Below are 24,842 nucleotides of genomic sequence, written 5' to 3'. Positions count from 1 at the left end.
GACGCAGATCCACTTGCCATCGGGTCCGCACTCGCAGCGGAAGGGACCCTGGTCCGATCTCTCGCCTACTGTGCACTGCGGCTGTGACTGTGGGTCCTGCTGTCTTACGGCAGCTGCCGCGGTACCCGACAGCCCCAGGCTGCCGACGGTTGCCAGACCCGCGAGGAGGATTGTGAGTGAGCGATTCGGCATAGCTCTCATTGCCGTGGCTCCTTCCTATCGACGTGGTCGATCGAAGTACTCATTATCCTCCGTCATACCGGGCGGTCGCTATAGCGGCACTCGGGCCGGCTCAGCGGGCCCCACCGTTGACGTAGAGCGTTTGGCCACTGACGTAGGAGGCCTCGTCGCTGGCCAGGAACGCAATGACAGCGGCGACCTCCTCGGGCTGTCCGACGCGGCCGAGCGGGGTGCGCCCGGCAACGGACTGCTGGTGCTCCTCGGCGGTGAGCCCTACTCGGTTGGCGGTCGCGGCGGTCATTGCGGTGGCGATGTAGCCGGGGGCGACCGCGTTGACGTTGATGTTGTAGGGGCCGAGTTCGATGGCCAGCGTCGCGGTCAAGCCCTGGATGCCGGCCTTGGCGGCGGCGTAGTTCGCCTGGCCCCGGTTGCCGAGGGCGGAGCGGCTGGAGAGCGAGACGATCTTGCCGTAGCGCTGCGCGACCATGAACTTCTGTGCGACCTGCGCGCAGTGGTAGGCCCCGGTCAGGTTGACCGAGAGGACCGCGTTCCAATCGTCCTCGGAAAGTCGGAAGAACATGTCGTCGCGGGTGATCCCGGCATTGTTGATCAGGATGTGCGGTTGCCCGAGATCCATTGCCACCTGGTCGAATACGGACTGCACCGAGGTGCGATCGGTGACATCGCAGACGTAGCCGCGTGCGGTGCCGCCTGCCGCGGTGATCTGCTCGGTGGTCTTGTCCGGAGCATTGCGGTCGAGCACCGCCACCGCGGCGCCCTCGGCGGCCAGCCGCACCGCGGTGGCCGCGCCGATGCCCTGTGCCGCACCGGTCACGACGGCGATCTTGTCGGTGAACCTGTTCATCGATGGTCCTTTCTGTTCTTCGACGAGGCCGGATCCGACGTCGTCAGAATGCACTGATTCCGGTCAGGTCTCGGCCGATCAGCAGTTTCTGGATCTGGCTGGTGCCCTCGTAGAGCGTCATCACCTTGGCGTCGCGCAGATACTTGCCGACCGGGAACTCATCGATATAGCCGTAACCGCCGAACACCTGCAGCGCGCGATCGGCGGCGCGCACCGCGGCCTCGCTCGCGAACAGCTTCGCCTTGGACGATGCGATGGCGAACTCGGAGCCACGGTCGATCAGATCGGCCACCCGCCACACCAGCAGCCGTGCCGCGTCCACGTCGAGCGCGATGTCGGCGAGCAGTTCCTGGACCAGTTGGTGTCCGGCGATCGGCTTGCCGAATTGTGTCCGCTGCGTGGCGTATCCGACCGCGGCGTCGAGGCACGCCTGTGCGATGCCCACACAACCCGCGGCCACCGACATCCGGCCCTTGGCAAGTGCTGCCATTGCGACGGTGAAACCTTTGCCCTCGGTGTGCAGTCGCGCGCTGTCGGGGATGCGAACGTTGTCGAGCACGAGTTCCGCGGTCGCCTGCCCGCGTAGCCCGAGCTTGCCGTGCACGGGGCGGGCGGCGAAGCCTGGGGAGTCGGCCGGAACGAGGAAGGCCGTAATACCGCGGTGCCCGGCGCCGCCGGTGCGTGCGAAGACGAGCGCGACTTCGGCCCAGGTCCCGTTGGTGATGAACATCTTGTTGCCCGAGATCGCCCAGCCGTCGCCGTCGCGGACCGCGCGGGTGCTCAATTGTGCTGCGTCCGAACCAGTTCCGGGTTCAGTGAGCGCGAAACAGCCGAGCGCTTCACCCGTGGTGAGCCGGGGTAGCCAGGTGCGCTTCTGTTCGTCGGTCCCGTAGTGGTGGATGGATTTGCTGACGAGGCCGAGGGAGACCGAGACGATGCCGCGCACGGCGGAGTCGCCGCGGCCCAGCTCCTCCAGCACGAGGCAGTAAGTGAGATGATCGCCGCCGCTGCCGCCGTATTCCTCCGGAATGGTGAGACCGAGAAATCCGAGCTCGCCGAGCCGCGGCACAATCGCTGGATCGACCGATTCGGCGCGATCCCATTCCGTTGCGTGCGGGGCGATCTCGCGGTCGACGAAGTCGGCGGCCATGCGCTGTGCCGCTGCCTGTTCATCGGACAGTTCCAGGTTCACCGCAACTCCAAGAAAACTAACGCTGAAAGTTTCTTGTAGGCTAGCTCTGCATAAACTAACAACGCAAGTTTACTGCCCCCATGCGACACTGAGGGCCGATCGACCAGGAGGTTTTCGTGGGAAGACCGCGCCGACCATTGCTGAGCCGCGAGCGCATAGTGTCCGCCGCGTTGGCCCTGGTCGATGCCGAAGGCCTCGAAGCTGTATCCATCCGCAGGCTGGCCACCGAACTCGGGGTGCAGGGGCCGTCGCTGTACAACCACCTCGCCACCAAGGACGACCTGCTCGACGCGATGGTCGATGCGGTGCTCGGCAAGGTGGATCTGTCGATGTTCAGCGGCAACACCGACTGGCGCGGCGCGCTCGAAGCCTGGGCCCGGTCGTATCGCGCGGCATTGGCAGACCATCCGAACCTGGTGCCTGCCCTGCATCAGGGGATGGGCAGGCGGCCGAACGCACTACGCCAGGCAGACGCCGTCTTCGGTGGGCTGGTAGTGGCGGGCTGGCCGCGACGTGAAGCAACTCAGGTGGGCGCGCTCATGCGGTTCTTCGTCACCGGTTCCACCCTGGGGTCGTTCGCGGGTGGCTTCCCCGAGGACGCGGCGGTGTATCGCGGCAACTACCCACACCTCGACGAAGCCCACCTGCTGTCGGGGCGGCAACGCGAAATCGACGACGCCGCTTTCGAAACCGGCCTGCGCGCGCTACTGGATGGTCTCACCCTGCGATTCCAGGCATTGCCCTCGGCCGCGCCCGGCCACTGACCGCCGGTGGTCGACGCACCGCGCGGGCTCCGAATTCGCCGAGCCAGTCCGGAAACTCGGTGAGGTTCTCCAGCACGACGTCCGCGCCCGCCGCGCGGAGTTCGTCGGCGTCGCACGGTCCGGTGGTGACGCCGACAGCCGCCACCTCCGCGGCCCGCGCGCCGCGCATATCACCGGCGTGATCGCCGACGAAGACATCGGCGCGCTGTTCGCGCAGCACACCGGCCTTGCCCGCCGACCAGAGATCACCTGCCAAATGATCTATCTGCCAACCGAGTTCGACCAGATGCAGCCGTGCCAACGGCTCGTGCTTGCCGGTGATGATCACTACTCGCCCGCCGCGCTCGGCCACAGCGGCCAACGCCGCATCGGCGCCGGGCATGGCCGGAATGTGCGGCACCACGGTCGGATAGAGCGCGCGATAACGGGCCACCAGGGCCGGAATGAGATCGGCGGGGACACCCGCGTCGCCCAATAGCTGGTCGAGCGGGGGGCCGAGCCGGTCGGCGAGCTCGACGCCACGCAGCGGGAGATCGAACTCGGTAGCGATGGTGTCGATCGCCCGTGCGACGCCGGGACGGGAGTCGATCAAGGTCATGTCCAGGTCGAAGCCGATGGTCCAGGTCACCAACCGACTGTATCGGCCCGTCGATCGGCCGCACAGATGGCCTGTGATGGTTACTCGTTGCGATTCGGGAAGTGCTGCTCCGGAGGTTCCTGGTCGTCGTCGAGCCCCTCGGTCAACGCTGCGGTTCCGTCTGTCTCGGCGCTGGGCGTGACGAACTCGGCGGGCGCCGACCCCAGCTCGCGCAGCACGGACGGATCGACCGCAAGATCGAGGGACTCAGGTGCGGGCAGCGGCGTGTCTCGTACGGTCAGAAACGTCTCGAGGATGGCCAATCCGTCGACGGTCATGCCGGACGCCATGGACGACAGCTCGTCCTGCAGGATTTCCTGCCCCTGCGCCGCCTCGATTCCTGGCGTTTCGGGATCGACCCGCCGCCATTGCACGGCGAGCGTCCACGATGGGTCGCCGCAGGCCCACGCCCAGATGACGGCGCGGACCACAGTGTGCAGCATGGTGTACACGCGGAAATGCTCCGAGGCGGATCCGGCCCGATGTTCGATCTCATAGACCCACTCGTGGCGGCGCGTGCGGATGTAGTTCTCATTGTCGCGCTCGACGAACAAGAACGGATCGTCGGGGTCGGCGGCGCCGACCACGAAGTCCTCGAGCAGCGCGGCGGTGAGATAGGGCAGTGTCCTCATGTCGTGGTCGTGTGCGCCGACAGTGACGCGGATATCGACGCGGTCGCGCGGGTCGTAGAGGTGCCCGGTCGCGACGTCGAGCACGGCGAGGTCGCGGTCCTTGGTCAGCTTCAGGACGGCAAGCAGATGCTGGCCCCGGCTCGGTCCCCAGGTGCGCAACACGGCTCCGCGGACATCCGCGACAGCCGTGACGAATCCGACGGCCGCGCCCCTGCTCGCTATTTCGGCCAGGAGGTCGAGGACGGCGGGCGGTGCCGCGCTGTTGTCCGATTTGGCGCACATCTGCTCATACAGCGCAAGCGCGTCGAGGGCGGTATCGACTTCGCCGGCCGGGACCACTCCGAAATCGCACGTCACCGCCAAGCTGGTCAGCAGCGAGTCGAATTCCGGCGTCTGGTGTACAGCGACGTTGCCGTCCTTGTCGATCTCGGTGCCGGCCGCGAGGCTGATCTCCGAGTCCTTCCACCAGTAGACCGCCGGACTGACCGGTCGCGGTTCGCTGCGATAGGTGTTGGCCGCTACCTTGCCGAGCAGGATCATGGCCGTCATCGCGTCCGGTCCGGTGATGGGGTGCACATACACATTTCCCTCGTGAGAGGTGACGAAAAGCGCACCGTACATTCCGATTACCGGGTAGTCGCCGAGCCACCTTGCGTGGGCGCTGGCGAAGTCCGAGCCGCTCAGCAAGGCGAAGTACGCGTCGTTGTAGCCCTTCCACTCGACCTCGAGGCGACTGTCGGCGCGCGTGTTCGCCTCGGCGAGGTCGAAGAGTTCGTCGAGACCGATATCCCAGCGGGCGAGCATCTCGGGGGTGACGGGCACGGCGGTGTGGAGTTGACCCAGCACCGCCACTTGCACGATTCCCGGCGCAACGTCCCGGCGGAGGACATCGATGCCTGTGTCGGCGCCTGCCGGAGCGAAGTGCGTCCTGAGCAGGCCCCGCACTGTGGCAAAGTCGTTGGTGTCCAGCGGATCGGTGTACTCCATGTCCACTTCGGCGAGGAATGTGCCGACGTAGTCCGTGACGAGCGTTGGCCACTGGTCGGCTGGGTGTTCGTTCAGGCTACGGCGCAGGTTGCCCAACCGCAGGTAGTGCGGGCCGTCGCCACGCGGGCCGATGAACTCCGCCACCTCGTCGGCGTTGGTCGCCCGGCACATGTAACCCAGTTGCTGGGCTGCCACGGTCACCAGCGAGGTCAGCGTGTGCGAAGGCACATTCGGCACTGTTTCTCCCCGAGATCGGCATCGAAAAGACCCTAGGTTACCCACCCCCGCGCGCGTGGTCGGCGTGGTTGTTGCCGTCTATGGGAGGCCGAGCTGATGGATGGCGAGATCGGATGGTGTCGCGTATTCCGTACTGCGGCAAACGAGTTGAGCGCGGGTTCGCGTCGACGTGTCGGTCTGCGCCGATGGCTTCGGTCCGCGCGTCGGTCGCGGTCTTGGGGGTTGCCCATCAGACAACAAGGAGTACGCTCATTAATGAGTCTACTCATTATCTGAGGGTGTCGGATGACGATCTCGCCCGACCCGGCGCCCGCGGGTCGCCGCCAACGGAAGATGCGCGACAAACAGTCGCGCATCTTCGAAGCGGCGGCCGCGCTGTTTGCCGAGCGGGGCTTCGAGAGCGTCACCACGCAGCAGCTCTCCGACCGCGCCGATGTCGCCGCGGGAACGCTGTTCCGGTACGTGTCGTCCAAGGGTGAGTTGCTGCTGATGGTCTACAACGAGGACCTCCGGCTGGCACTCGAACTCGGCGACGCGCAGTCGCGCTCGCAGAGTGAGCCGGTGGACGCGGTGCTCGGCATGGTGCGGCCGATCGTGGAGGCGGCCGACCGGCATGTCGAGAACACCGTGGCCTACCAGCGTGAACTGTTATTCGGCTCGCCGACCGAGAAGTACCGCGCCGAGGGCCTTGCCCTTGTCGCACAGCTCGAGGCGATGATCGCCGCGCGTTTGGCGGCTGCCGCCAGGCAGGGCGGCCGCGAATCGCGCCGCCTGGACAAGCAGGCACTGCTGGCAGGCCGCAGCGTGTTCGCGGTGCTGCACCTGATCCTTGCCCGGCCATCGACCGGCGTGCATCCCGGCGATGGCGCGATCGGCGACTTGCGTGACCAGATCACGCAGATCGTCGCCGGATTCTTCGCGTCGCTCGACCGTGCCGACACCGAAGACGACGAGTGAACATCGAGGGGCGGACTTCGCCCCGTGAAGAAAGGAGACAGCAATGACCATCGAGATTCGCAAGGTGACAGTCCTCGGGACGGGGGTGCTCGGTTCGCAGATCGCGTTCCAGACCGCGTTCAAAGGGTTCGACGTCACCGCCTACGACATCAGCGATGATGCCCTGACCGGCGCCCGCGGTCGTTTCGACAAGCTGGCGGCAACCTATGACGAAGAGGTTGCCGGAGCCGCGGATGGGAAGGCGGAGCAGACGGCGGCCGAAATCGTGCTGACCGCCGATCTCGCCGCCGCGGTGCGGGACGCCGACCTGGTCGTCGAGGCGGTGCCGGAGGTTCTCACCATCAAGCAGGAGATCTACAAGCAATTGGGCGGGCTCGCGCCCGATCGCACCATCTTCGCCACCAACTCCTCCACACTGTTGCCCAGCGACATCAAGGACTTCACCGGCCGACCGGACAAATTCCTCGCTCTGCACTTCGCGAACCAGGTGTGGAAGTACAACACTGCCGAAATCATGGGCACGCCCGAGACCGACCCCGAGGTGTTCCAGGCGGTCGTCGATTTCGCGGCCGCGATCGGCATGGTGCCGATCGAGTTGCACAAGGAAAAGGCCGGCTACGTGCTCAACTCGTTGCTCGTGCCGCTGCTCAACGCCGCCATGGCGCTCGGTGCCGGTGGATACGCCGAACCAGAGGCTGTCGACACGACCTGGCGGATCGCGACCGGTTCCCCGCACGGTCCGTTCCAGATCCTCGACGTCATCGGCCTCACCACCCCCTACAACGTCCTTGCCAACGGCGGCGAGGACGCGCAGCAACTCGCGGCGTGGTTGAAGGTGAACTACATCGACAAGGGCAAGCTCGGCCTCGCCAGCGGAGAGGGGTTCTACCGCTATGCCGCCTGACCGCGGGCGTGATAAGCACTTCGAACGCGCAGCGGGTTTGATCAAGAAATTGGGCTCGACCGAGTGCGGTGAATTGCTCAGGGAATTCGGGTTGGTCACCGACATGCACTAGCTCCCCGACACAACTCCACCGCGAGGGCCCGGTACTTCTGAACCGGGCCCTGGTATCGCGATCGTCCTTCAGTAGGACTTGGTCTCGGGGCCGGGTGCTGTCGCAGTCGGCGACAGCGGCTTTCCTGATGCTCGCCGCATCTGCCGGTCGGCCTGGAGGGGCGAGGTATCGGCAGGGATGACGAGCAAGGTGAGGCGGGCGCCCTGGGCTCCGATGAGGTGCATGACGTCGGGTGGTTGGTTTTTGCCCGGGCCGTGTATCTGTATGCCGTCGTCGTGATCGATACGTCGTTGGGTGAGACTGACGGCGTTCCAATCGAAACCGATACGCACAGTCGGTCCGAGGCGTGGGGTGAGCACGCTGATGAGGTCGTGCAGCTCGGCTGTGAGATTAGCCGTCCACGGCCACCACGCGCCGTCGACGTTGCTGGACCGCGTGCCGTCTTCGCGCAATAGCAGGCGTGGTGTGCGGGTGGGTGTGCGGAAGGGTTGCCGGTCACGTTGGGGTGGACCGGTATTCCTCGTCATGTCGCGGTGATTGGTAATGGGGCGTTGCGCTTGAATAGGGATCATGGTCTGGTTTCCTTTCGTCTGGAGATAGTGGCCGCCGGTTCGGGGGTGGCGGCGGCCATCAGGGCCGAATGCGCGGTGAGTTGATTCGTTGCGGACGGGATTACCTGCAGCACGATGAAGGTGCTGTCGCTGCCGAACACATACATCGTGTTCCACAGCTCGAACGGGTAGGCGTCGAGTCGAACTACACGACCGTTGGCGGTCATCTGCGGGGGCGGCGATGACCATCCCGCGGGGTCGTAGACGACTCGCCAGACGGGGCCTAGTCGAATTGCCAAGACTGCCAGCAGATCTGGCAGTTCGGCGGTGAGGTCGTCGGATCGGGGCCACCACGCGCCGTCGAGATACCCGATGCTTTCGGCTTTCGGCTTCAATCTCAGCCGAGGCGTGTAGTCGGGTGGCACGCGGTGGCGCGCAGCGTGCCGTCGAATCTGTACTGAGGTCATGGTGCGGCTCCCGTCTCGGCTGCGAATTCGGGCCTGTCGACAGCGAGGTGCTGCCTTGTCCCGGTGATGACAGTCGCGTTCCAGCGGCTTTCGGCTCCGCCTTCGGAATCCCAACGCTGCTGTGCGGCAATAGTTTCGGGGTCGTCGACGTCGGCTGCTTGTGGTGTGCACCGCAGCCGGAGCCGATCTGCGGACGGAATGCGGTTGTTCGGATCGGTTCGGATCGGTGAAGGTGTCATGATTGGGGCTCCTGTCTCGACTGTGGACCGGCTTGGGGTCATCGTCATGGTGAGGCCGGACAGCAGGATGTCCAGGCCGCGCTCGAGTTCGGTCACGCCGTCGTAGGCGGCCAGGTCCGGGGCGAGGCCGCGCAGCAAAGGGAATTCACCGATCGGCAGGCGATTGAGGCCGAGGCGCAATAGGTCGGTGGTTTCTTCGGGGCGTTCGACGATTTCCTGGAGCTCGTTGAGAACGTGGCCGTTGAGGAAACCGAACAGGGCGCGGTAAATGTGCAGGGCGTCCGCGCCGCTGAAGTCGGCGCGGGTGAGCAGATCCAGCGTGTTTTCCAGTGGGCGCAGGGTGCCCAGCGGCCGCAGTCCGAGCGGCGTGGCCAGCGGGTGGGTGACCAGCAGGGGAACGACGTTCGGGTGCGCCACCGCCAGCTCGCGGAACTCGCGTGCCACGACACGCAGCTGGTGGCGCCAGTCGGGGTCGTCGATGTCGACGGTCAGTTGTTCGAGCACCATCTCGGCGACTCCGTCGAGGACCGCCGCCTTGTTGGCCGCGTGTCGGTAGAGCGCCATCGGGTCTCGGCCGAGCGCGTCGCCGAGGTGCCGCATGGACAGTTGGTCGACGCTGTCGCGGTCGATGATCTCGAGCGCGGCCGCGAGCATTGCGGCCCGGGTCAGCGGGCTGTGCCTAGCGCGTTTCCTGCCGCCATGACCTTTCGGGCGTCCGGTTGGTCCATCTCTGGTTGCGTTCATCGAATTCAGCACCTCTCGGCCGGAGTCGGTGTCAGGCCCTCCTGCGTCTAGACCTCCAGTACACGCCCATATCTACGCGGTGTCAACGTTGTAGGTCTACGATTGATGTCTACATTGTTGATCACTGATGGCGAGGCTGGTTCGCATAGGCCCTTCGATCGGCGGCCCACGTCACAACTTCTGGCCGGCGCATTGTCGGTCGGCGTGGACTGTGTCGCGATTCGCTGGAGCGGCAACCTGATCGGGCGCGGGACGCGACACGGCGATCCTCCAATCCAGCCCGTAACCCGATTTGGTACAGGATTTTCTGAATACAGGATTCTATATATCGTATGGGCGTGCGGACTACCACCAAGCAGGATGAGGCACTGTCCCGTCGGGCATGTTCTTCGCGCTGGTCGCTTATGTAGCGGTGCTGGCGGGGCGCTCGCTGTTCAGGATCGACGAACCGCGGCATTCCGCGGTGGGCATCGGGCTGGCGGGGTTGAGCCTGTTGGTCATGCCGGTGCTGTCGGCCGCGCAGCGGCGTGCAGGGCTAGAGCTGGGATCGCGTTCTGCGGTGGCCGATTCCAAGTAGATGCTGCTGTGCACCTACTTGTCGGTGGTGCTGCTGGTCGGATTGGTGCTCAACAGCCTGTTCGGATGGCGGTGGGCCGATCCCCTCGCGGGACTGGGTATTGCCGCGATTGCCGTCAAAGAAGGGCTGGCCGGGCGACGCGGTGCGGCGTACTGCGCCGCCGGTGCCTGCCAGGGCTGACGTGGCAGGTCAGCCCTGGCAGCGCGTCCCCTTCTCGGGGACGATGCCGTCGAGGAAGAAGCCGACGACGATCGCGTCGATGCATTTCGAGCCGTTGTCGAAGGCGATGTGGCCTTCGTGTTCGTTCACCACCAAGACCGCGTCGGCGAGGTTGCGCGCGACGTTCTGTGCGCCTTCCAGTTTCGTGGCCGGGTCCTCGGTGTTGTTCAGCAGCACGATGGTCGGCGCACCCGCGGCATCGACCGCTCTGGACTGCTGTGTCGGCGGCACCGGCCAGAACAGGCACAGCGGGGTGCTGAACACTCGATTGGCGCCGAAAATCGGCGCAGCCACCGCGCGACTTCGTGCGATCCGCGCCAACTCCGCCAGTATCTCGTCCTCGGACTTCGACTGGTAGGTCGCCGGATCGTCGTTGACGCACTGGACCGCCCAGAAGGCCGAATCGGAGGTCGAGTAGGCGCCCGAATCGCCGCGACCGACATAGCTGTCGGCGAGCTGGGCGAATCCGGTGCCGTCGCCGTCCAGTGCTTGCGCGAAGGCCTTTTCGAAGCTGGGCCAATATCTTTCGTCATAGGTCGCCTGGAAGATGCCGATCAGCGCCAGGTTCGAGCCCACCTTCCTGCCGTCGGCGGCGGGGATCGGGTGCGCGTCGATGCGGTCGATGAGTTCGCGCAGGGCGCGCATCGCCGCTTCGGCATCGGTCCCCACCGGACAATCCGGCCGGGCCGCGCACGAGGCGAGCATGTCGCGTACGACACGGTCGCGCGGAGCTAGGTCGACGGGGCCTGTGCTCGACGCGGGTTCCGCGCCGGAGAAATCCCAGCGCTCGGTCCGGACGCTCGGATCGTCGACGGAATCCAGCAGCATGCGGCCGACTCGATGTGGAAACTGCTCGGCATACTGCTGGCCGATTCGAGTGCCGTAGGAGAAGCCGATGAAGTTGAGTGTGTCCTCGCCGAGGGCCGATCGCATGATGTCCATGTCGCGAGCGACGAATTCGGTGCCGACGAAGCCGAGCAACGTGCCGGTCTGACGCAGGCACGCCGAGGCGTAACGCTTGTGCGCCGCCGCGACTGCGTGCAGTCCAGCGGCGTCGGTCGGGGTGAAGTCGGTGGCGAGATACTCGTCCATCTCGCGGTCGCCGAGACACTTGACGCCCGCCGTGCGGCCGGCACCGCGCGGGTCGAAGCCGACGAGGTCGTAGCGGGCAAGGAACTTGCGCAGGCTGGTGTCGTGCGGGTTGCGTGCGGATACCACTTGCTCGTAACCGGATTCGCCCGGCCCGCCGGGATTGGTGGTGAGCACGCCGAGTCGATGCGCCGGATCGGTCGCGCGCAGCCGGACCAGCGGCATTGTGATGGCTAGGGCAGCCGGGCGTTCGTAGTCGACCGGAACGCGAATTGATCCGCAGTCCAGGTCGGGCTCCTCCCGACACGGCTGCCATTCGACCCGTTGCGCCAGATAGGCCTCGTGCGTCGGAAATGGCTGCGGCGACGCGATGGCCTTGCCTGGCACGGGTCCGTTGGGGGAACAGCCGGACCCCGCGACCAGTAGTACAGCCGCCACGATGCCGAGCAGCCCAAAACGACGTCGCATGGGTAGACCCCCGATCACCGACGAATGCCTTCGAGTAGAGCACGGGCCCGACGCTGCGCGCGGCTTTCTTCGCAGGAATGAAACCGAGGCGGTATCGACTACTCCGCGCAGCGAACTTGCGCTCACTGTTGAGCATCGGTCCGATGCTGCCGGGCGGATCGGGACCCTCCGTCCGATTCTCTTACCGGGCGGAGGGTCGGGTGCCCGAATGCTTCTCGTCGCCTGGCTGATTCACGTGGAACTCCCGGTGCACGCGATGCGGTATTGCGCACCCACTGCTACCGCCCGAACAGGAGGGCGGCACTGCGTTGTGCGCACAATGGCATTCGATGAAATTTCAGGTGCCGCTGGAGTTCTGGAAGGAGAAAAGGAAAGCTCAGAGCGTTGTCGCGGCTGTCGATCGACTGGCGTGGCCCCGTGCGCGATTCCGTTCTGCGCCGCGATGTCCGGAGTGACGTCTGCTGCAAGATTGCATCGGGTGCAGCCGCAGGGCCGGCCTCGGGCTAGCCGTTGTCCGATTCGACACTGGTGTCGGGGAAAGAATGGTGCTCGTGCACGATGACCCAGCGCCTTTCCTGCTTGCGTAGACCGAAGGTGAGGCGCAGCCGTTTCGCCGGATCGGTGGCGAAATCCTCCGCGGTGCCGCACAGCAGTAGGGCGTAGGCGAAGGCCACGTCACCGGAGGCGGCGACCTCGAGTGAGACGATGTCGAACGTTGCGCCCTTGGCCTGCCATTCGAAGAAGCCGGGCCAGACGTCACGGTAGGCGTCGATGCCGCGGATCCCCTCGTTCGGCGGCGGCACATCGAACATCACGATGTCGGGCGCATGGTCGGTGAGGACACCGGCGAGGTCGCCGACATGCACCGCGGCGGCCCATCGTTCGATCAGGATCCGGATCTGCTTCTCGTCATCGGACATAGGGTTTTGTCCTTTCCGCGCGGCCGTTGACGGCGGGGTGCCGCGACTCTTGCCAGAGAGCGTGCCGAAATCCCTGGTTATCCGCAATGAATCGGGAATGCTCTCGGTCGAATTCGTGCAAGATCCCAATTGCGGAAAAGTCGCCCGCTACCGCTCGGCCCGAACCGCCTCCGCGGCGGGTTCCGGTGCGGCCATGACCGAGCGTTTGCGGCCGTAGCCCAGGTAGACGGCGATACCGATGGCCACCCAGACCGCGAAACGGACCCAGGTCAGCGCGTCCAGTGTGGTTGCCAGCAAGATGCAGCCGACCAGCGCGAGGATCGGGACCACGGGAACCAGCGGCGTGCGGAACGGACGCTCGCGGCTCGGTTCCAGTTTGCGCAGCACCAGCACCCCGACGCACACCACCGCGAAGGCCGAGAGCGCGCCGATGTTCACCAGTTCGACGACGATGTCGATCGGCAGCAGTCCGGCGATCGCTGCGCAGACGGTGCCGAGCAGCAGCGTCAGCCGGACCGGGGTGGAGCGCTTGCCGGTGGTGGCGAGGGTGTTCGGCAACAGTCGGTCACGACACATGGCGAACATCAGGCGCACCTGTGCGTACACGATCAGCAGCAGACCCTTGGTGAGCGCGATGATCGAGGCGATCACGATGACATTGCCGATCCAGCCGATGTGCAGTCCGCCGAAGGCGGTCGCGATCGGCGAGGCGTTGTTCAGTGTCGCGAAGGGGGCGATTCCGGTCAGTACCGCGCTGACGAGTGCGTACAGCAGGGTGGCGATGAGAACCGTGCCGATGATCGCGAACGGCACATCGCGGCGCGGGTTGCGAGCTTCCTCCGCCGAGGCCGCGACCACATCGAAGCCGAGGAAGGCGAAGAACGCGATGGCGGCGCCACCGACGACGCCGCCGAGGCCGAAGGGCGCGAACGGCGTCCAGTTTCCCACATCGATATGCGGGGCGCCGACGGCAACGACCAGCACCAGCACGCCGATGGTCACGCCGACCAGTGCCTTGGTGATGCGTGCGGTCAGCGAGACCTCACCGACGAGCACCGCGACGATCACCCCGATGATCAGCACCGCGGGCAGGTTGAGGACACCACCCTCGGTAGGGCTTGCCGTGATGGCCTTCGGCAGCGTGATTCCGAACATCGAGTCCAGTGCGGACACCACCGTGCCGGACCAGCCGATGGCGACGGCAGCACCGGCGATGACGAATTCCAACAGCAGATTCCACCCGACCAGGAACGCAGGTCCCTCGCCGAGGGTCGCGTACGTATAGGTGTAGGCGCTGCCGGAGACCGGAACCATTGCGGCGAGCTCGCTGTAGCAGAGCGCGACGAGCACACAGACTGTGCCTGCGAGCACGAACGACAGCACGATAGACGGACCGGCCTTCTCCGCCGCGGCCACTCCAGTGATCACGAAGATGCCCGCACCGACGATGGTGCCGACGCCCATCGCAGTGAGATCGACGCGGCCGAGGCTGCGCTTCAGCGTGGCGGTACCGGCGTCTGGCGTGCTCGCTTCTTCGGGGAAGCGGCGGCGCCACCGCCGCGCTGGTGCGCTTGTCATGTACTCCCTTTGGACGAAAATGGTCTGCCGAGTCCGCCGGCTCGGCCGGACTCGACAGACCATTCTCGTCGGTGGGACACGGGTACCCATGACTGGGGGTGCCGCACTGCCTGCATCGACGCAGTGCGTGCGTCGGTGCACCACCTGCTGTTTTTCGCTGCGACGGCGGACGGCGGTGCCCATCGCGCCATGGATTCCGGCATCTTCCGGGGGCGGCGAGGGCGGTCGTCAGCTGTTGGAGGACGCCGCGAACGGGGTGGTGCCGGGGGTGCCCGCTCCGTTGACCGGATTCCGCCACAGGCCTTTGCGCTCGAGGATGGGCAGCACGCCCTCACCGAACCAGTAGGCCTCTTCCAGATGCGGATAGCCGGAGAGGATGAAATGGCTGACGCCGACCTTCGAGTACTCGATGAGGCGCTCGGCCACTTCCTCGTGCGAGCCGACCAGTGCGGTGCCCGCGCCGCCGCGGACCAGGCCGACGCCCGCCCACAGGTTCGGCGCGATCTCCAATCGGTCGGTGCTGCCGCCGTGCAGTTCGGACATGCGACGCTGTCCCTCGGACTCGCTGCGGGACAGGCTGGCCTGCACCCGTTCGATATCGGCGGGGTCGATGCCCTTCAGCAGACGGTCGGCCTCGGCCCACGCTTCCTCGGCGGTGTCGCGGGTGATCACGTGGATGCGCAGGCCGTAGTCCAGGACGCGGCCCTGATCGACGGCGAGTCCACGGATCCAGTCGAGCTTCCTGCTCACCGCGAGCACCGGCTCACCCCACGTGAGGTAAGTGTCGGCGTACCGAGCGGCCACCGGGCCCGCCGGCGCGGACGAACCGCCGAAGAACACCGGCGGGATCGGGTCGGGCCGATTGGCCAGCTGGGCGCCGCGCACCTGGATGTGCTCGCCGTCCAAGGTCACCGGATCGGCCGATTTCCACAGTTCCCGCACCACGTGCAGGAATTCGCCGGTGCGTGCGTAGCGCTGCTCCTTGTCCAGGAAGTCGCCGTAGGCCTGCTGCTCGTGCGGTTCGCCGCCGGTCACCACATTCAGCAGCAACCGGCCGCGCGAATGCCGCTGGAAGGTCGCGCCCATCTGTGCGGCGAGGGTGGGGCTGATCAGACCGGGCCGCAACGCCACCAGGAACTTCAGGGTTTCGGTGGTCTCGACGAGCATGGCGGTGGTCAGCCAGGCGTCCTCGCACCAGGTGCCGGTCGGGGTGAGGACGGCCTCGAAACCGTTGTCCTCGGCGGCGGCGCTGATCTGGTTGAGGTAACGCAGTGTCGCGGGGCGATCGCCGGACATGAAGGTGCCGTGCCCGCCCGCGACCAGACTGCGGGAATCGCCGTAGGTGGGGAGGAACCAGTGGAACGACAGACTCATCGGAGCCGATCTCCCTTCAGGAGTTCCGGGGGAATAGGTCGTTGAAGCGCGTGTCGGTGAAGTCGGTGATGGACACCTTGTGCGGAATGAGCCTGGCGCCGGCAAAGCCGTCGGCGCTGCGCCGCTCGGCGGTGATGGTCGCCGGATCGGTCGCGGTACGGACTGCACTCGACCGCGACGCGGGTGACTCCTCGAGCAGTCCGGTCAGCTCCGCGACACATGCGACACCTCGGGTTGGGGACAGTACGCCGCGCGCCGTGAGCGCCGCAGTCGTTCATGATGTGCGCGTTATGGCCAGGGGTCACCCTTTGTAACCACCCCGGTTCTAATGGTAGACCCGGGCGCGCCGACCTCCACCACTAGACGTAACTGTCGATAACACGTAATCTCGTGGGAACGCGCGGCCGAGGGTGCCCGGGCGAGACCAGACGAAACGAGTACCTCAATGACGCGGCATGTCGACGTACTGATCATCGGCGCGGGCCTGTCCGGAATCGGCATGGCCTGCCATCTGACCCGCGAGCAGACCGGGCGCAGCTACGCGATCCTGGAGCGCAGGACCGCGATCGGTGGCACCTGGGATCTCTTCCGCTACCCGGGCATTCGCTCGGACTCGGATATGTACACCTTCGGCTACGGCTTCCGGCCCTGGATCGGTACCAAGGTCCTCGCCGACGGACCACACATCCGGCAGTACATCGAGGACACGGCGGCGGAGTACGGCGTCACCGACCACATCCGTTTCGGGCGGAAGGTAACTACTGCGCGCTGGTCCACCGAAGCCGGGCTGTGGACGGTCGAGGCGGTCGACGAGCAGAGCGGCGCCACCGAGGTGTACACGAGCAATTTTCTCGTCGGCTGCACCGGCTACTACGACTACGACAACGGGTACCGCCCCGAGTTCCCCGGCGAAGCCGACTTCGGCGGGCAGATCGTGCATCCCCAGCACTGGCCCGCGGATCTCGACTACCGAGGCAAACGCGTCGTCGTGATCGGCAGCGGCGCGACCGCGATCACGTTGATCCCCGCCATGAGCGACGATGCCGCGCATGTCACCATGCTGCAGCGCTCGCCGACCTACATCACGGCACTGCCCGCCGACGATCCCGTCGCAGTCGGTATGAAGCTCACCCGCGTGCCCGCCAAGGTGGCCTACAAGCTGGGCCGCGCCCGCAATATCGCCCTGCAGCGCGCTAGTTTCCAGCTCTCGCGCACCAACCCCGAGATGGCCAAGAAGCTGCTGCTCGGCGCGGTCCGGATGCAGGTCGGCAAGGACATCGACATGCGACACTTCACACCGTCCTACAACCCGTGGGATCAGCGCCTGTGTGTGGTCCCCAACGGTGACCTCTTCAAGGTCCTGCGCAGCGGCCGCGCCTCGATCGTCACCGACCGCATCGCGACCTTCACCGAGACCGGCATCCGGCTCGAGTCCGGTGCAGAGCTGCCCGCCGACATCGTCATCAGCGCGACCGGCCTGACGGTGCAGATGCTCGGGGGCGCGACACTCGAGGTGGACGGCGAACCTGTGGTGACCCGCGACCGCGTGGCCTACAAGGGCGCGCTGCTCAGCGGCATTCCCAACGCCATGGTGGTGCTCGGCTACACGAACGCATCGTGGACGCTGAAGGCCGATCTGGCAGCGGAATACTTCTGCCGCCTGCTCAACCATATGCGGACCAACGGCTTCGACAAGGTGGTCGCCGTGGCCGAGGACGGCGACCGCTCCGAAGACTCGCTGATGGGCGGCGCGCTCACCTCCGGCTACATCCAGCGCGGCGACGCTGTGATGCCGCGCCAGGGCACCCGCGGCCCATGGCAGGTGATCAACAACTACTTCCGCGACCGCACCATGCTCCGCAAGGGCCCAATCGAAGACGGCGTGCTGGCCTTCACCCCCGCCCAGGTCGTAACCAGCTCCAGCGATCGCTCACTCGCCGACTCCCGCACCGCCTGACCAAGTCCAGCCGTAGCTCGCCCCATTCGAGCGTCCCGGCGGTCGCCCCTTGGTCGCACCATTCTTCGGGATCCGGTCCGGATGTGAGGCACCGCAAAGCGTGCACACCCCGAGAAATTGCGGTGGGGCGAGGTTGGTATGGAGTCGGTTGTCTCAGGGGAGGTCGGTCGGGTTGAGGAGGGTGTCGGCGACCGTGTTGATGTGGGCGAGGTATTCGCCGTGGTCGGCGGGGGTGGCGGTGGCGCGGGCCAAGGTGCCGCGGGTGAGGGTATAGCCGATGGTTTCGGCGATGATGCGGGGCGGGACGGCGGGTGCGATCCGATCCGCGGCATGCAGGCGCTCCAGGTAGCGGGTGAAGCGGCGGATGGGCCGTTCGGCGATTTCCTCGGCGAGTGCGGCAATGCGGTCGTCGACGGCGCCGCGTTCGTCGATGAGGCGCAGCATCGGGCCTGCGGCGAGGACGGCGGCGGCGAAGGATTCGATAGTGGCGGCCAGTATGTTTCGCGGATCGGCGTAGTCGATGTCCGGTTCCTGGGCAGCGAGGAAATCGTCGCGGACCTGGGTGGCGAGGGCGAGGAAGATTTCCTCTTTGGAGGCGAAGTAGACGTACAGGGTGGCTCGGGAGACTCCGGCGGCCGTGGTGATGTCGGCGACGGTGGTCTTGTCGTAGCCGCGGAGAGCGAAGACCTGTGCTGCGGCGTCCAGTAGCGCGCGATGGCGGGAGGTGTGCGATCTTTCCCGCGCCGCGCGCACCGACCAGCCTGCCTCTGTCATGGGATCATCGTCGTTGACATTGACGTCAATGTCAACGCAGACTGTCGGCATGCGCATAGCGGTGGCGAACAGAGGTGAGGTCGCGGTCCGGGTGATCCGGACGGCTCGCGAGCGGGCGTACTCGGTCCTTGCGATGCACACCGCAGACGAGGTGGGAGCGCTGCCGGTGCGGCTGGCCGAGGACGCGGTCCAACTGCCGGGCGTCGGGGCGGCGGCGTATCTCGATGTGGCCGCTGTCGTTGCCGCAGCGCGCAAGGCAGGTTCCGGCGCGCTAGTGCATCCGGGTTACGGGTTCCTCAGTGAGAGTGCGGATTTCGCGGCCGCCTGTGCGGAAGCGGGGTTGGTGTTCGTCGGACCCGCGCCGGAGGTGTTGCGGATCTTCGGTAACAAGCTCGCCGCCCGGGAGGCCGCGCAGCGGGCGGGGGTCGCGGTGCTGCGCGCGACGTCCGCCGGTGCCGATCTGTCCGAGATCGCGGCACTGCTCGCGGATCATCCGAGCGGCGTGATGGTCAAGGCCGCGGCCGGGGGAGGCGGGCGGGGAATGCGTGTGGTGCACGAAGCATCTCGGATCGCCGAGGCATACGAGCGCTGTGTGGCCGAGGCGCTTGCGGGCTTCGGTGATGGCACCGTCTATGCCGAAGTGCTCGCGCCGGACGCACGGCACATCGAGGTCCAGGTCGTCGCGGACGGCGCGCGGGCGATCGCGATCGGCGACCGGGACTGCAGCGTCCAGCGGCGGCACCAGAAGCTCATCGAAATTGCTCCGGCACCGAATCTCGCTGCGGCGCTGCGGGAACGACTGCACAGCGCTGCCGTCCGGATCGCCGAGTCGGTGGGCTGCCGTGGCGTGATCACCGTCGAATTCCTGGTCGGCGGTGATGACGCGTGGTTCCTCGAGGTAAACCCGAGGCTGCAAGTCGAGCACACGGTGACCGAGGAGGTGACCGGTGTGGATCTGGTGGCGGTTCAATTCGATCTCGCGCAGGGATGCGCTCTCGCGGATCTCGAGCTGTCCGACGTAGCAGCGCGCGGATTCGCCGTGCAGGCGCGGATCAATGCCGAACTCGTGACCGCGGGTGGGGAAATAGTGCCGAGCACGGGCTCCATCACGCGCTTCGCCCCACCAACAGGGGGCGGCGTTCGGGTCGACACCGCCGCGCACGCGGGTATCGGACAGAGCGCGCAGTTCGACTCCTTGCTGGCGAAGGTGATCGCCCACGGACCGACGTACTCGGCTGCGCTGCGGCGATGTTCGGATGCTTTGGCGGAGACGGTGATAGTCGGTGTGGACACCAACACGAGTCTGCTGCGCGCAGCCCTCGACCGGCTCGCCGGCGGGGTCACTGTGACGACCTCGTGGTTCGAAGACAACATGAACGAACTCTCCGGTCGCGCAGCGGATTACGCACCATGGATGGCGCATGCCAATGCCGCCGAGGTGGGGCAGGACAGGTCGCCCGGCGCAGATACGGCCCAGCAAAACTCGGCCGCGGCCCGCGGGCCGCAGGAGATATTGCACGACGACGAGCAGGCGCTTCGATCCCCGATGGGCGGCACCGTCGTCGCACTCGCCCCGCCTGGTGTCACCCTCCCCGCAGGTGCGGAAGTGGCCGTGCTCGAGGCGATGAAGATGCAGCACGTGCTGCGGGCCCAACAGCCGCTGCGAGTGCTGCGTCATGTCGTCGAACCGGGAGCGGTCGTCGACCCGCACGCCCTACTGGTGACCTGGACCGACGCCGACCACGACGGTCCTGCCGCCGACATGGCCGCAGTGGACCTGGACGCTGAGCGCGCGGATTTGGCGCAGGTGCGGCAGCGGCACCGGATCGGGCTGGACGAGGGGCGTCCGGATGCGGTGGCCAAACGCCGTCGGCTGGGTCGACGCACAGCACGGGAAAACATCGCCGAGCTGGTCGACGACGACAGCTTCATCGAATACGGCGCGCTCGCGGTGGCCGCGCAGCGGCTGCGCCGTAGCCAGGAGGACCTGATCGCGAACACGCCCGCAGACGGCTTGATCGCGGGCATCGCCACCATCAATGCCGACCGCTACGGTGCGCAATCGGCTCGCGCGTTGGTGATGTCCTACGACTACACCGTGCTGGCGGGCACCCAAGGCATGCGCAATCACGCCAAGACCGACCGGATGCTCGCGCTGGCGCACGAGCAGCGGCTGCCGGTGGTGTTCTTCACCGAAGGCGGTGGCGGGCGACCGGGCGACACCGACTATGCGGGCATCTCGGGTCTCGATGTCACCACATTTCGTGCGATGGGCGCGCTGTCGGGCCGAGTTCCCTTGATCGGCATCGTGTCCGGGCGCTGTTTCGCGGGCAACGCCGCACTGCTCGGCATCTGCGATGTCGTCATCGCCACGCCCGACGCGAATATCGGTATGGGTGGCCCTGCGATGATCGAGGGCGGCGGTCTCGGCGTCTACGCGCCGGAGGACATTGGGCCCATCGACGTGCAGCGCCGCAATGGCGTCGTCCATGTGGTCGCGCGCGACGAAGCCGAGGCGGTCGCGCTCGCGCGCCGCTACCTGGCGTACTTCCAAGGGGCGGTGGGGGACTGGGAAGCGCCGGATCCGCGCGTCTCCCGGCACCTTGTGCCCGACAACCGCTTGCGCGCCTTCGATATTCGGGCCGCCATCGAATCCGTCGCCGATGTCGACTCAGTCCTGGAGCTGCGGCGCGACTGGGGCGTCGGCGTCGTCACGGCGCTGATTCGAGTGGAAGGCCATCCGTTCGGCCTGATTGCCAACAACTGCCACCACCTGGGCGGCGCGATCGATGCACCGGCCGCCGACAAACTGAGCGCCTTTCTGCAGCTGTGCGACGCCCATGGGTTGCCGATCGTCTCCCTCTGCGACACACCGGGTTTCATGGTCGGCCCCGACGCCGAGAAACAAGCAACGGTCACCAAGTTCAGCAAGCTGTTCATCGACTCCGCCGCCCTGTCGGTCCCGTTCGGTACTGTCATCCTGCGCAAGGGTTACGGCCTCGGTGCGCAAGCCATGGCCGCAGGCTCCTTCCGCGCGCCACGCTTCGTCATCGCCTGGCCCACCGGCGAGATCGGTGGCATGGGTCTGGAAGGCGCCGTTCGCCTCGGCTTCGCCAAAGAGTTGGCCGCTATCGAAGACCCCGGCAAACAACGCGAGGCCTTCGACAACCTCGTCCAACTCGCCTACGCCAATGGCAAAGCCCTGACCGCCGCCACCGTGCTCGAGCTCGATGCCGTCATCGATCCTGCCGACACCCGTCGCTGGATCCGCACCCTGCACTGAGGAAGCACTCCCCAGCAGAGCGAAGTCTCTTCGCGACATCACCGGCCGACATCGGCATAAGCTGCTCCGATGGTGCCCGCTTCCCACCTCGCAGCCTTCGCTCTCGCCGCACTGGTCATCGTCGTGATCCCCGGCCCGAATGTGCTGTTCGCCATCGGACGGGCCTTGACACTGGGCCGCCGTCCGGCATTACTGTCGGTGCTCGGTGCGACGCTGGGATCGACTGTGCCTTTGACGGCCGTTGTCCTGGGTCTGGGCACGATTCTGGCGGCATCGGCAATGCTGTTCACCCTCATCAAGATCGCGGGCGCGGCCTATCTGATCTATCTGGGCGTCATGGCGATTCGCGATCGCAAACAGATGGCCGCCGCGCTGGAATCGGCCGCGGAAAAACCGGCCCTGGGCCGGATCGTGCGTCAAGGATTCGTCGTCGGAGCGACCAACCCGAAGGCATACGTATTCCTCGGCGCAGTGCTACCCCAGTTCGCGGTCCCCGAGGCAGGCGCCCTGCCCATGCAATTCTTGCTCCTGGGCGCGGTCTGCCTGGCCATCCAGGTTGTTTCGGACAGCAGTTGGGCGCTGCTGGCCGGTACGGCCCGTTCGTGGTTCGTCCGCTCCCCGCGTCGTCTCGAGGCAGTGGGCAGCACCGGCGGGCTCATGATCATCGGCGTCGGCGCGAGCGTCGCGCTGAGCGGCAATCACTAGCGGTCGAGCGGCCATCTTTCCTGCGGCGTGACGATGACCAGATCGCACACGGCGCACAACTGGTCCCGCGCTTCGACGACATGCTCGGCACTGGGCGCTATCACTGCGGTGGCGCCGAGTCGGTTCAGCATCACAACCAGTCGATCGATGGCATCCGCCGACGGGCCCAGCATCACCATGCGAGCCAGGTCGTAGCCGAGTTCACGTGCCCGCGAACGGATTTCCATTTCATGGCGTTCCCGCCTGATACCGGAAATGTCGCGGCGCAGAAATCCGATCGCCTTCGGCCTCATCGGTGCTCTCCTGTATGCGAGTGTGGAGTTCGGTGGCACCCGGCGCATCGGACCTTCCGGCCGCGGCTCACTGCAAGTCGATGTGCCCGGTGCTGCGACCCCGGGCCGGGTGCCGAGCAAAATCTATGCGCCATCCGCGCTGGGGGGAACATAGTTGCGAATTGTTGCTGTCCTGGCGGCACACCCCTTGACGTGCGGCGATGACGCGGTTCAGGATGGATGCGCGACGCAATTCTTCGCAACCGTCGAAGCCAGGGGGCATCATGCGGCTGACGTTCATCGGCAAGGATCCTGGTTCGAACCCGGCCGGTTCGCCAACGGTCTACCGAACCGATCGAGATTCGTGGGTGGTGCAGGGTTGGGTGGTTACCGATTCGGAGGCTCTTGCTCAGATGGATATACCCGCGGGTGAAACGTGCGTGGAAATCCCGGACAGAATGCCGCGGTTCTTCGGGCAGGGAGACCGTGGCGTCGATATCGGATGATGAGTTCGACCGGCTACTAACGCATTTCGAGCGCGAGGCCGTGCACCTCGAGGCACGCGATGCGTATGGGACGGCGGTCGAACTTCCGCACATGGCGAAGTGGGCGGCAGGTCAGCCGGACGATCTGGCATGGCTTCGAGAATGGTGCGCAACAGTGCGTCTGCACAGCTCGGCCGGGCGGTCGGTCCGTCGGATCCGGATCGTTTCCGAACCGTTCAGTGACTACCAGCGCTGGTCGCACAGCATCGCCTTGCCGATGGTCGAGGCCGGGGAGGACATCCGGTGGGCACCTCGCCGATTGGTGTCCTCGATCGCGATCCCCGGCAATGACTTCTACCTCTTCGACGATCGTCTGGTTGTGTTCCTGATCTATGCGGGTAACGGGCTCGCCATCGATAAGTTGGCGTCGACCGAACCGCACGACGTTCGACTGTGCCGCACCGCCTTCGATGCGCTGTGGGAACTGGCGATACCGCACCGTGACTACCAACCCGTCTAGTTCTGCTCAGGAGGCGCGCCGCGCACTGGGCGGGAGGCTGCGCGACATGCGCAAGGACGCGGGTCTGAGCGGGCGGGAGTTGGCGGCCGAGACCGGCCAGCATCCCACGCGAGTGAGCAAAATCGAGAACGGCGCGCAAGCGCCCACCGATCACGACATCCGCCGATGGTGTGCCGCATGCGCCGCCGACGATCAGGTGCCCGATCTGATCGCGACCTTGCGTTCGGTCGATTCGTCCTATCTGGAGTTCCGTAGGCAGGCCCGTGCCGGAATGAAGCGGGTACTCGGCGCGCACACTCTCCAGCAGTACGAGCAGACGAAGGTGTTTCGCATCTACGAGCACAACGTCATACCCGGCCTCTTCCAGACGGCGGAATACTCGACCGCCATGCTGTCGTTCTGGACCACATTCCTCGGCGCGCCGAACGATATCGAGGAAGCGGTGGCCGGCCGCATGGAGCGGCAGCGCGTCATCCGCCGCGGCGGCAAGCGATTCGTCGTCGTGCTGGAGGAGCAGGCCCTGCGGACCTGGTTCGGCACCGCAGAAACCCAGGCGGGGCAGCTCGGTCGACTCCTCGAACTGCTATCACGGCCGAATATCTCGCTGGGCATCATCCCGCTGATGACCGAACGCACGGCGGTCGGCTCGACCGGATTCTGGATCTTCGACGACACACTGGTCGCACTCGAAACGCCGACCGCGAGTATTCAGGTCACCCAACCGCAAGAGTGCACCATGTACGCGCGAATGTTCCAGGTGCTCAAAGGCTCTGCCGTCTATGGGCGGGCCGCCCGCGGGCTCATTGTCGGGATATTGAACGAGCTCGATTCGAGTATTCCGCCGCCCGAAGAGCATGAACTGCGCTAGGCGCTCGATGCGGCGATTGATGCAAGAACAGGATCGCGCCTGCTGGAATTCCGACGCCATCACCGAGGGCGTCACGTTGATTACGGCCGCCTTGCCGCATGGTTTGCCCGGTCCCTATCAGTTGATCCGAACCTCCCACTGTCCCTGACACTTCGACTGCACGGCAGTAGCTCGGCGACGAGAGCCGCGGGTCGGACTCGACGACCGAGCGAAAGATGTGCTCGCAGCACCACTCTCATGCAATCCTTCAACCACGAATCTTTCAACCCAGCAAACATCATTTGC

At 66.1% G+C, this 24,842-nt stretch carries 20 protein-coding genes and 2 pseudogenes; 9 read left to right on the top strand and 13 right to left on the bottom strand.

The window, feature by feature from the left end:
• Positions 1–292: 292 nt before the first annotated feature.
• Both fabG and OHQ90_RS27110 read right to left on the bottom strand, forming a co-directional pair.
• On the bottom strand, positions 293–1,045 hold the full coding sequence (fabG, locus tag OHQ90_RS27115) for a 3-oxoacyl-ACP reductase FabG (protein ID WP_328402139.1): 753 nt from the start codon (positions 1,043–1,045) through the stop codon (positions 293–295).
• Positions 1,046–1,088: 43 nt separating this feature from the next.
• Positions 1,089–2,237 (bottom strand): acyl-CoA dehydrogenase family protein, encoded by a 1,149-nt coding sequence (locus OHQ90_RS27110; RefSeq protein ID WP_328402137.1) that lies wholly within the window; start codon positions 2,235–2,237, stop codon positions 1,089–1,091.
• 116 nt (positions 2,238–2,353) lie between these two features.
• On the opposite strand from OHQ90_RS27110, the gene OHQ90_RS27105 reads away from it, so the two are divergent.
• Positions 2,354–3,001, top strand: coding sequence for a TetR/AcrR family transcriptional regulator (locus OHQ90_RS27105; RefSeq protein WP_328402135.1), 648 nt, complete (start codon positions 2,354–2,356; stop codon positions 2,999–3,001).
• Here OHQ90_RS27105 and OHQ90_RS27100 read toward each other — a convergent pair.
• Together OHQ90_RS27100 and OHQ90_RS27095 are read right to left on the bottom strand one after the other, a co-directional pair.
• Positions 2,955–3,629: an HAD family hydrolase gene (locus OHQ90_RS27100; RefSeq protein ID WP_328402133.1), complete on the bottom strand. Its 675-nt coding sequence runs from the start codon at positions 3,627–3,629 to the stop codon at positions 2,955–2,957. The two genes, OHQ90_RS27105 and OHQ90_RS27100, sit on opposite strands and share 47 nt — an antisense overlap.
• Before the next feature lie 50 nt (positions 3,630–3,679).
• Positions 3,680–5,485 (bottom strand): hypothetical protein, encoded by a 1,806-nt coding sequence (locus OHQ90_RS27095; RefSeq protein ID WP_328402131.1) that lies wholly within the window; start codon positions 5,483–5,485, stop codon positions 3,680–3,682.
• 294 nt (positions 5,486–5,779) lie between these two features.
• Between OHQ90_RS27095 and OHQ90_RS27090 the strand changes: the two genes are divergently transcribed.
• Positions 5,780–6,451: a TetR/AcrR family transcriptional regulator gene (locus tag OHQ90_RS27090; protein WP_328402129.1), complete on the top strand. Its 672-nt coding sequence runs from the start codon at positions 5,780–5,782 to the stop codon at positions 6,449–6,451.
• Between the two features lie 43 nt (positions 6,452–6,494).
• A complete protein-coding gene (locus OHQ90_RS27085) occupies positions 6,495–7,355 on the top strand; it encodes a 3-hydroxyacyl-CoA dehydrogenase (protein WP_328402127.1) in 861 nt (286 codons plus the stop codon).
• A 180-nt stretch (positions 7,356–7,535) separates the two neighbouring features.
• Here OHQ90_RS27085 and OHQ90_RS27080 read toward each other — a convergent pair whose 3' ends face one another.
• The 3 genes and pseudogenes from OHQ90_RS27080 to OHQ90_RS27070 form a co-directional block, all read right to left on the bottom strand.
• Positions 7,536–8,039 (bottom strand): DUF5994 family protein, encoded by a 504-nt coding sequence (locus OHQ90_RS27080; RefSeq protein ID WP_328402125.1) that lies wholly within the window; start codon positions 8,037–8,039, stop codon positions 7,536–7,538.
• Positions 8,036–8,485 (bottom strand): DUF5994 family protein, encoded by a 450-nt coding sequence (locus tag OHQ90_RS27075; RefSeq protein ID WP_328402123.1) that lies wholly within the window; start codon positions 8,483–8,485, stop codon positions 8,036–8,038. Before OHQ90_RS27075 ends, OHQ90_RS27080 begins: the two co-directional genes overlap by 4 nt.
• A gap of 266 nt (positions 8,486–8,751) precedes the next feature.
• Positions 8,752–9,468: pseudogene (locus OHQ90_RS27070) on the bottom strand (TetR/AcrR family transcriptional regulator); the annotation flags it as partial.
• Positions 9,469–9,853: 385 nt separating this feature from the next.
• Between OHQ90_RS27070 and OHQ90_RS27065 the strand changes: the two are divergent.
• Positions 9,854–10,225: pseudogene (locus tag OHQ90_RS27065) on the top strand (cation transporter); the annotation flags it as partial.
• A 9-nt stretch (positions 10,226–10,234) separates the two neighbouring features.
• On the opposite strand, the gene OHQ90_RS27060 reads toward OHQ90_RS27065, so the two are convergent.
• The 4 genes from OHQ90_RS27060 to OHQ90_RS27045 form a co-directional block, all read right to left on the bottom strand.
• Positions 10,235–11,821, bottom strand: a complete 1,587-nt coding sequence (locus OHQ90_RS27060; protein WP_328402121.1) for an alpha/beta hydrolase — start codon at positions 11,819–11,821, stop codon at positions 10,235–10,237.
• Positions 11,822–12,324: 503 nt separating this feature from the next.
• A complete protein-coding gene (locus tag OHQ90_RS27055) occupies positions 12,325–12,741 on the bottom strand; it encodes a YybH family protein (protein ID WP_328402118.1) in 417 nt (138 codons plus the stop codon).
• Between the two features lie 147 nt (positions 12,742–12,888).
• Positions 12,889–14,319 (bottom strand): APC family permease, encoded by a 1,431-nt coding sequence (locus OHQ90_RS27050; protein WP_328402116.1) that lies wholly within the window; start codon positions 14,317–14,319, stop codon positions 12,889–12,891.
• A 228-nt stretch (positions 14,320–14,547) separates the two neighbouring features.
• Positions 14,548–15,693 (bottom strand): LLM class flavin-dependent oxidoreductase, encoded by a 1,146-nt coding sequence (locus OHQ90_RS27045; protein WP_328402114.1) that lies wholly within the window; start codon positions 15,691–15,693, stop codon positions 14,548–14,550.
• A gap of 445 nt (positions 15,694–16,138) precedes the next feature.
• Between OHQ90_RS27045 and OHQ90_RS27040 the strand changes: the two genes are divergently transcribed.
• Complete coding sequence (locus OHQ90_RS27040) at positions 16,139–17,650, top strand: flavin-containing monooxygenase (protein ID WP_328402112.1); 1,512 nt, start codon at positions 16,139–16,141, stop codon at positions 17,648–17,650.
• A gap of 153 nt (positions 17,651–17,803) precedes the next feature.
• Here OHQ90_RS27040 and OHQ90_RS27035 read toward each other — a convergent pair whose 3' ends face one another.
• On the bottom strand, positions 17,804–18,424 hold the full coding sequence (locus OHQ90_RS27035) for a TetR/AcrR family transcriptional regulator (RefSeq protein WP_328402110.1): 621 nt from the start codon (positions 18,422–18,424) through the stop codon (positions 17,804–17,806).
• A 49-nt stretch (positions 18,425–18,473) separates the two neighbouring features.
• Between OHQ90_RS27035 and OHQ90_RS27030 the strand changes: the two genes are divergently transcribed.
• Together OHQ90_RS27030 and OHQ90_RS27025 are read left to right on the top strand one after the other, a co-directional pair.
• On the top strand, positions 18,474–21,707 hold the full coding sequence (locus OHQ90_RS27030) for an acetyl-CoA carboxylase family protein (protein WP_328413128.1): 3,234 nt from the start codon (positions 18,474–18,476) through the stop codon (positions 21,705–21,707).
• Positions 21,708–21,776: 69 nt separating this feature from the next.
• The gene (locus tag OHQ90_RS27025) at positions 21,777–22,412 is read left to right on the top strand and encodes a LysE family translocator (protein ID WP_328402108.1); all 636 of its coding nucleotides are present in this window, start codon (positions 21,777–21,779) and stop codon (positions 22,410–22,412) included.
• Here the strand turns inward: OHQ90_RS27025 and OHQ90_RS27020 are convergent.
• Positions 22,409–22,705: a hypothetical protein gene (locus OHQ90_RS27020; RefSeq protein WP_328402106.1), complete on the bottom strand. Its 297-nt coding sequence runs from the start codon at positions 22,703–22,705 to the stop codon at positions 22,409–22,411. The genes OHQ90_RS27025 and OHQ90_RS27020 overlap by 4 nt on opposite strands.
• Before the next feature lie 465 nt (positions 22,706–23,170).
• Between OHQ90_RS27020 and OHQ90_RS27015 the strand changes: the two genes are divergently transcribed.
• Positions 23,171–23,689 carry a DUF6879 family protein gene (locus tag OHQ90_RS27015; protein WP_328402104.1) on the top strand — a complete coding sequence of 173 codons (519 nt, stop codon included), beginning with the start codon at positions 23,171–23,173 and terminating at the stop codon, positions 23,687–23,689.
• Between the two features lie 46 nt (positions 23,690–23,735).
• On the top strand, positions 23,736–24,557 hold the full coding sequence (locus OHQ90_RS27010) for a helix-turn-helix domain-containing protein (RefSeq protein WP_328402102.1): 822 nt from the start codon (positions 23,736–23,738) through the stop codon (positions 24,555–24,557).
• Positions 24,558–24,842: the final 285 nt, after the last annotated feature.

Origin of the sequence: Nocardia sp. NBC_00403 (assembly GCF_036046055.1) — a bacterium.
Taxonomy (GTDB): Bacteria; Actinomycetota; Actinomycetes; order Mycobacteriales; family Mycobacteriaceae; genus Nocardia.
This window is presented reverse-complemented; position numbering and strand designations above follow the sequence as displayed.

Bases quoted from the DNA above. Each gene is read 5' to 3' on its own strand.
- OHQ90_RS27030 (WP_328413128.1), top strand. From the start codon at position 18,474: ATGCGCATAGCGGTGGCGAACAGAGGTGAGGTCGCGGTCCGGGTGATC.
- OHQ90_RS27060 (WP_328402121.1), bottom strand. From the start codon at position 11,821: ATGCGACGTCGTTTTGGGCTGCTCGGCATCGTGGCGGCTGTACTACTG.
- OHQ90_RS27075 (WP_328402123.1), bottom strand. From the start codon at position 8,485: ATGACCTCAGTACAGATTCGACGGCACGCTGCGCGCCACCGCGTGCCA.
- OHQ90_RS27020 (WP_328402106.1), bottom strand. From the start codon at position 22,705: ATGAGGCCGAAGGCGATCGGATTTCTGCGCCGCGACATTTCCGGTATC.
- OHQ90_RS27090 (WP_328402129.1), top strand. From the start codon at position 5,780: ATGACGATCTCGCCCGACCCGGCGCCCGCGGGTCGCCGCCAACGGAAG.
- OHQ90_RS27035 (WP_328402110.1), bottom strand. From the start codon at position 18,424: ATGACAGAGGCAGGCTGGTCGGTGCGCGCGGCGCGGGAAAGATCGCAC.
- OHQ90_RS27080 (WP_328402125.1), bottom strand. From the start codon at position 8,039: ATGATCCCTATTCAAGCGCAACGCCCCATTACCAATCACCGCGACATG.
- OHQ90_RS27040 (WP_328402112.1), top strand. From the start codon at position 16,139: ATGACGCGGCATGTCGACGTACTGATCATCGGCGCGGGCCTGTCCGGA.
- OHQ90_RS27010 (WP_328402102.1), top strand. From the start codon at position 23,736: ATGCGCAAGGACGCGGGTCTGAGCGGGCGGGAGTTGGCGGCCGAGACC.
- OHQ90_RS27045 (WP_328402114.1), bottom strand. From the start codon at position 15,693: ATGAGTCTGTCGTTCCACTGGTTCCTCCCCACCTACGGCGATTCCCGC.
- OHQ90_RS27050 (WP_328402116.1), bottom strand. From the start codon at position 14,319: ATGACAAGCGCACCAGCGCGGCGGTGGCGCCGCCGCTTCCCCGAAGAA.
- OHQ90_RS27055 (WP_328402118.1), bottom strand. From the start codon at position 12,741: ATGTCCGATGACGAGAAGCAGATCCGGATCCTGATCGAACGATGGGCC.
- OHQ90_RS27025 (WP_328402108.1), top strand. From the start codon at position 21,777: ATGGTGCCCGCTTCCCACCTCGCAGCCTTCGCTCTCGCCGCACTGGTC.
- fabG (WP_328402139.1), bottom strand. From the start codon at position 1,045: ATGAACAGGTTCACCGACAAGATCGCCGTCGTGACCGGTGCGGCACAG.
- OHQ90_RS27085 (WP_328402127.1), top strand. From the start codon at position 6,495: ATGACCATCGAGATTCGCAAGGTGACAGTCCTCGGGACGGGGGTGCTC.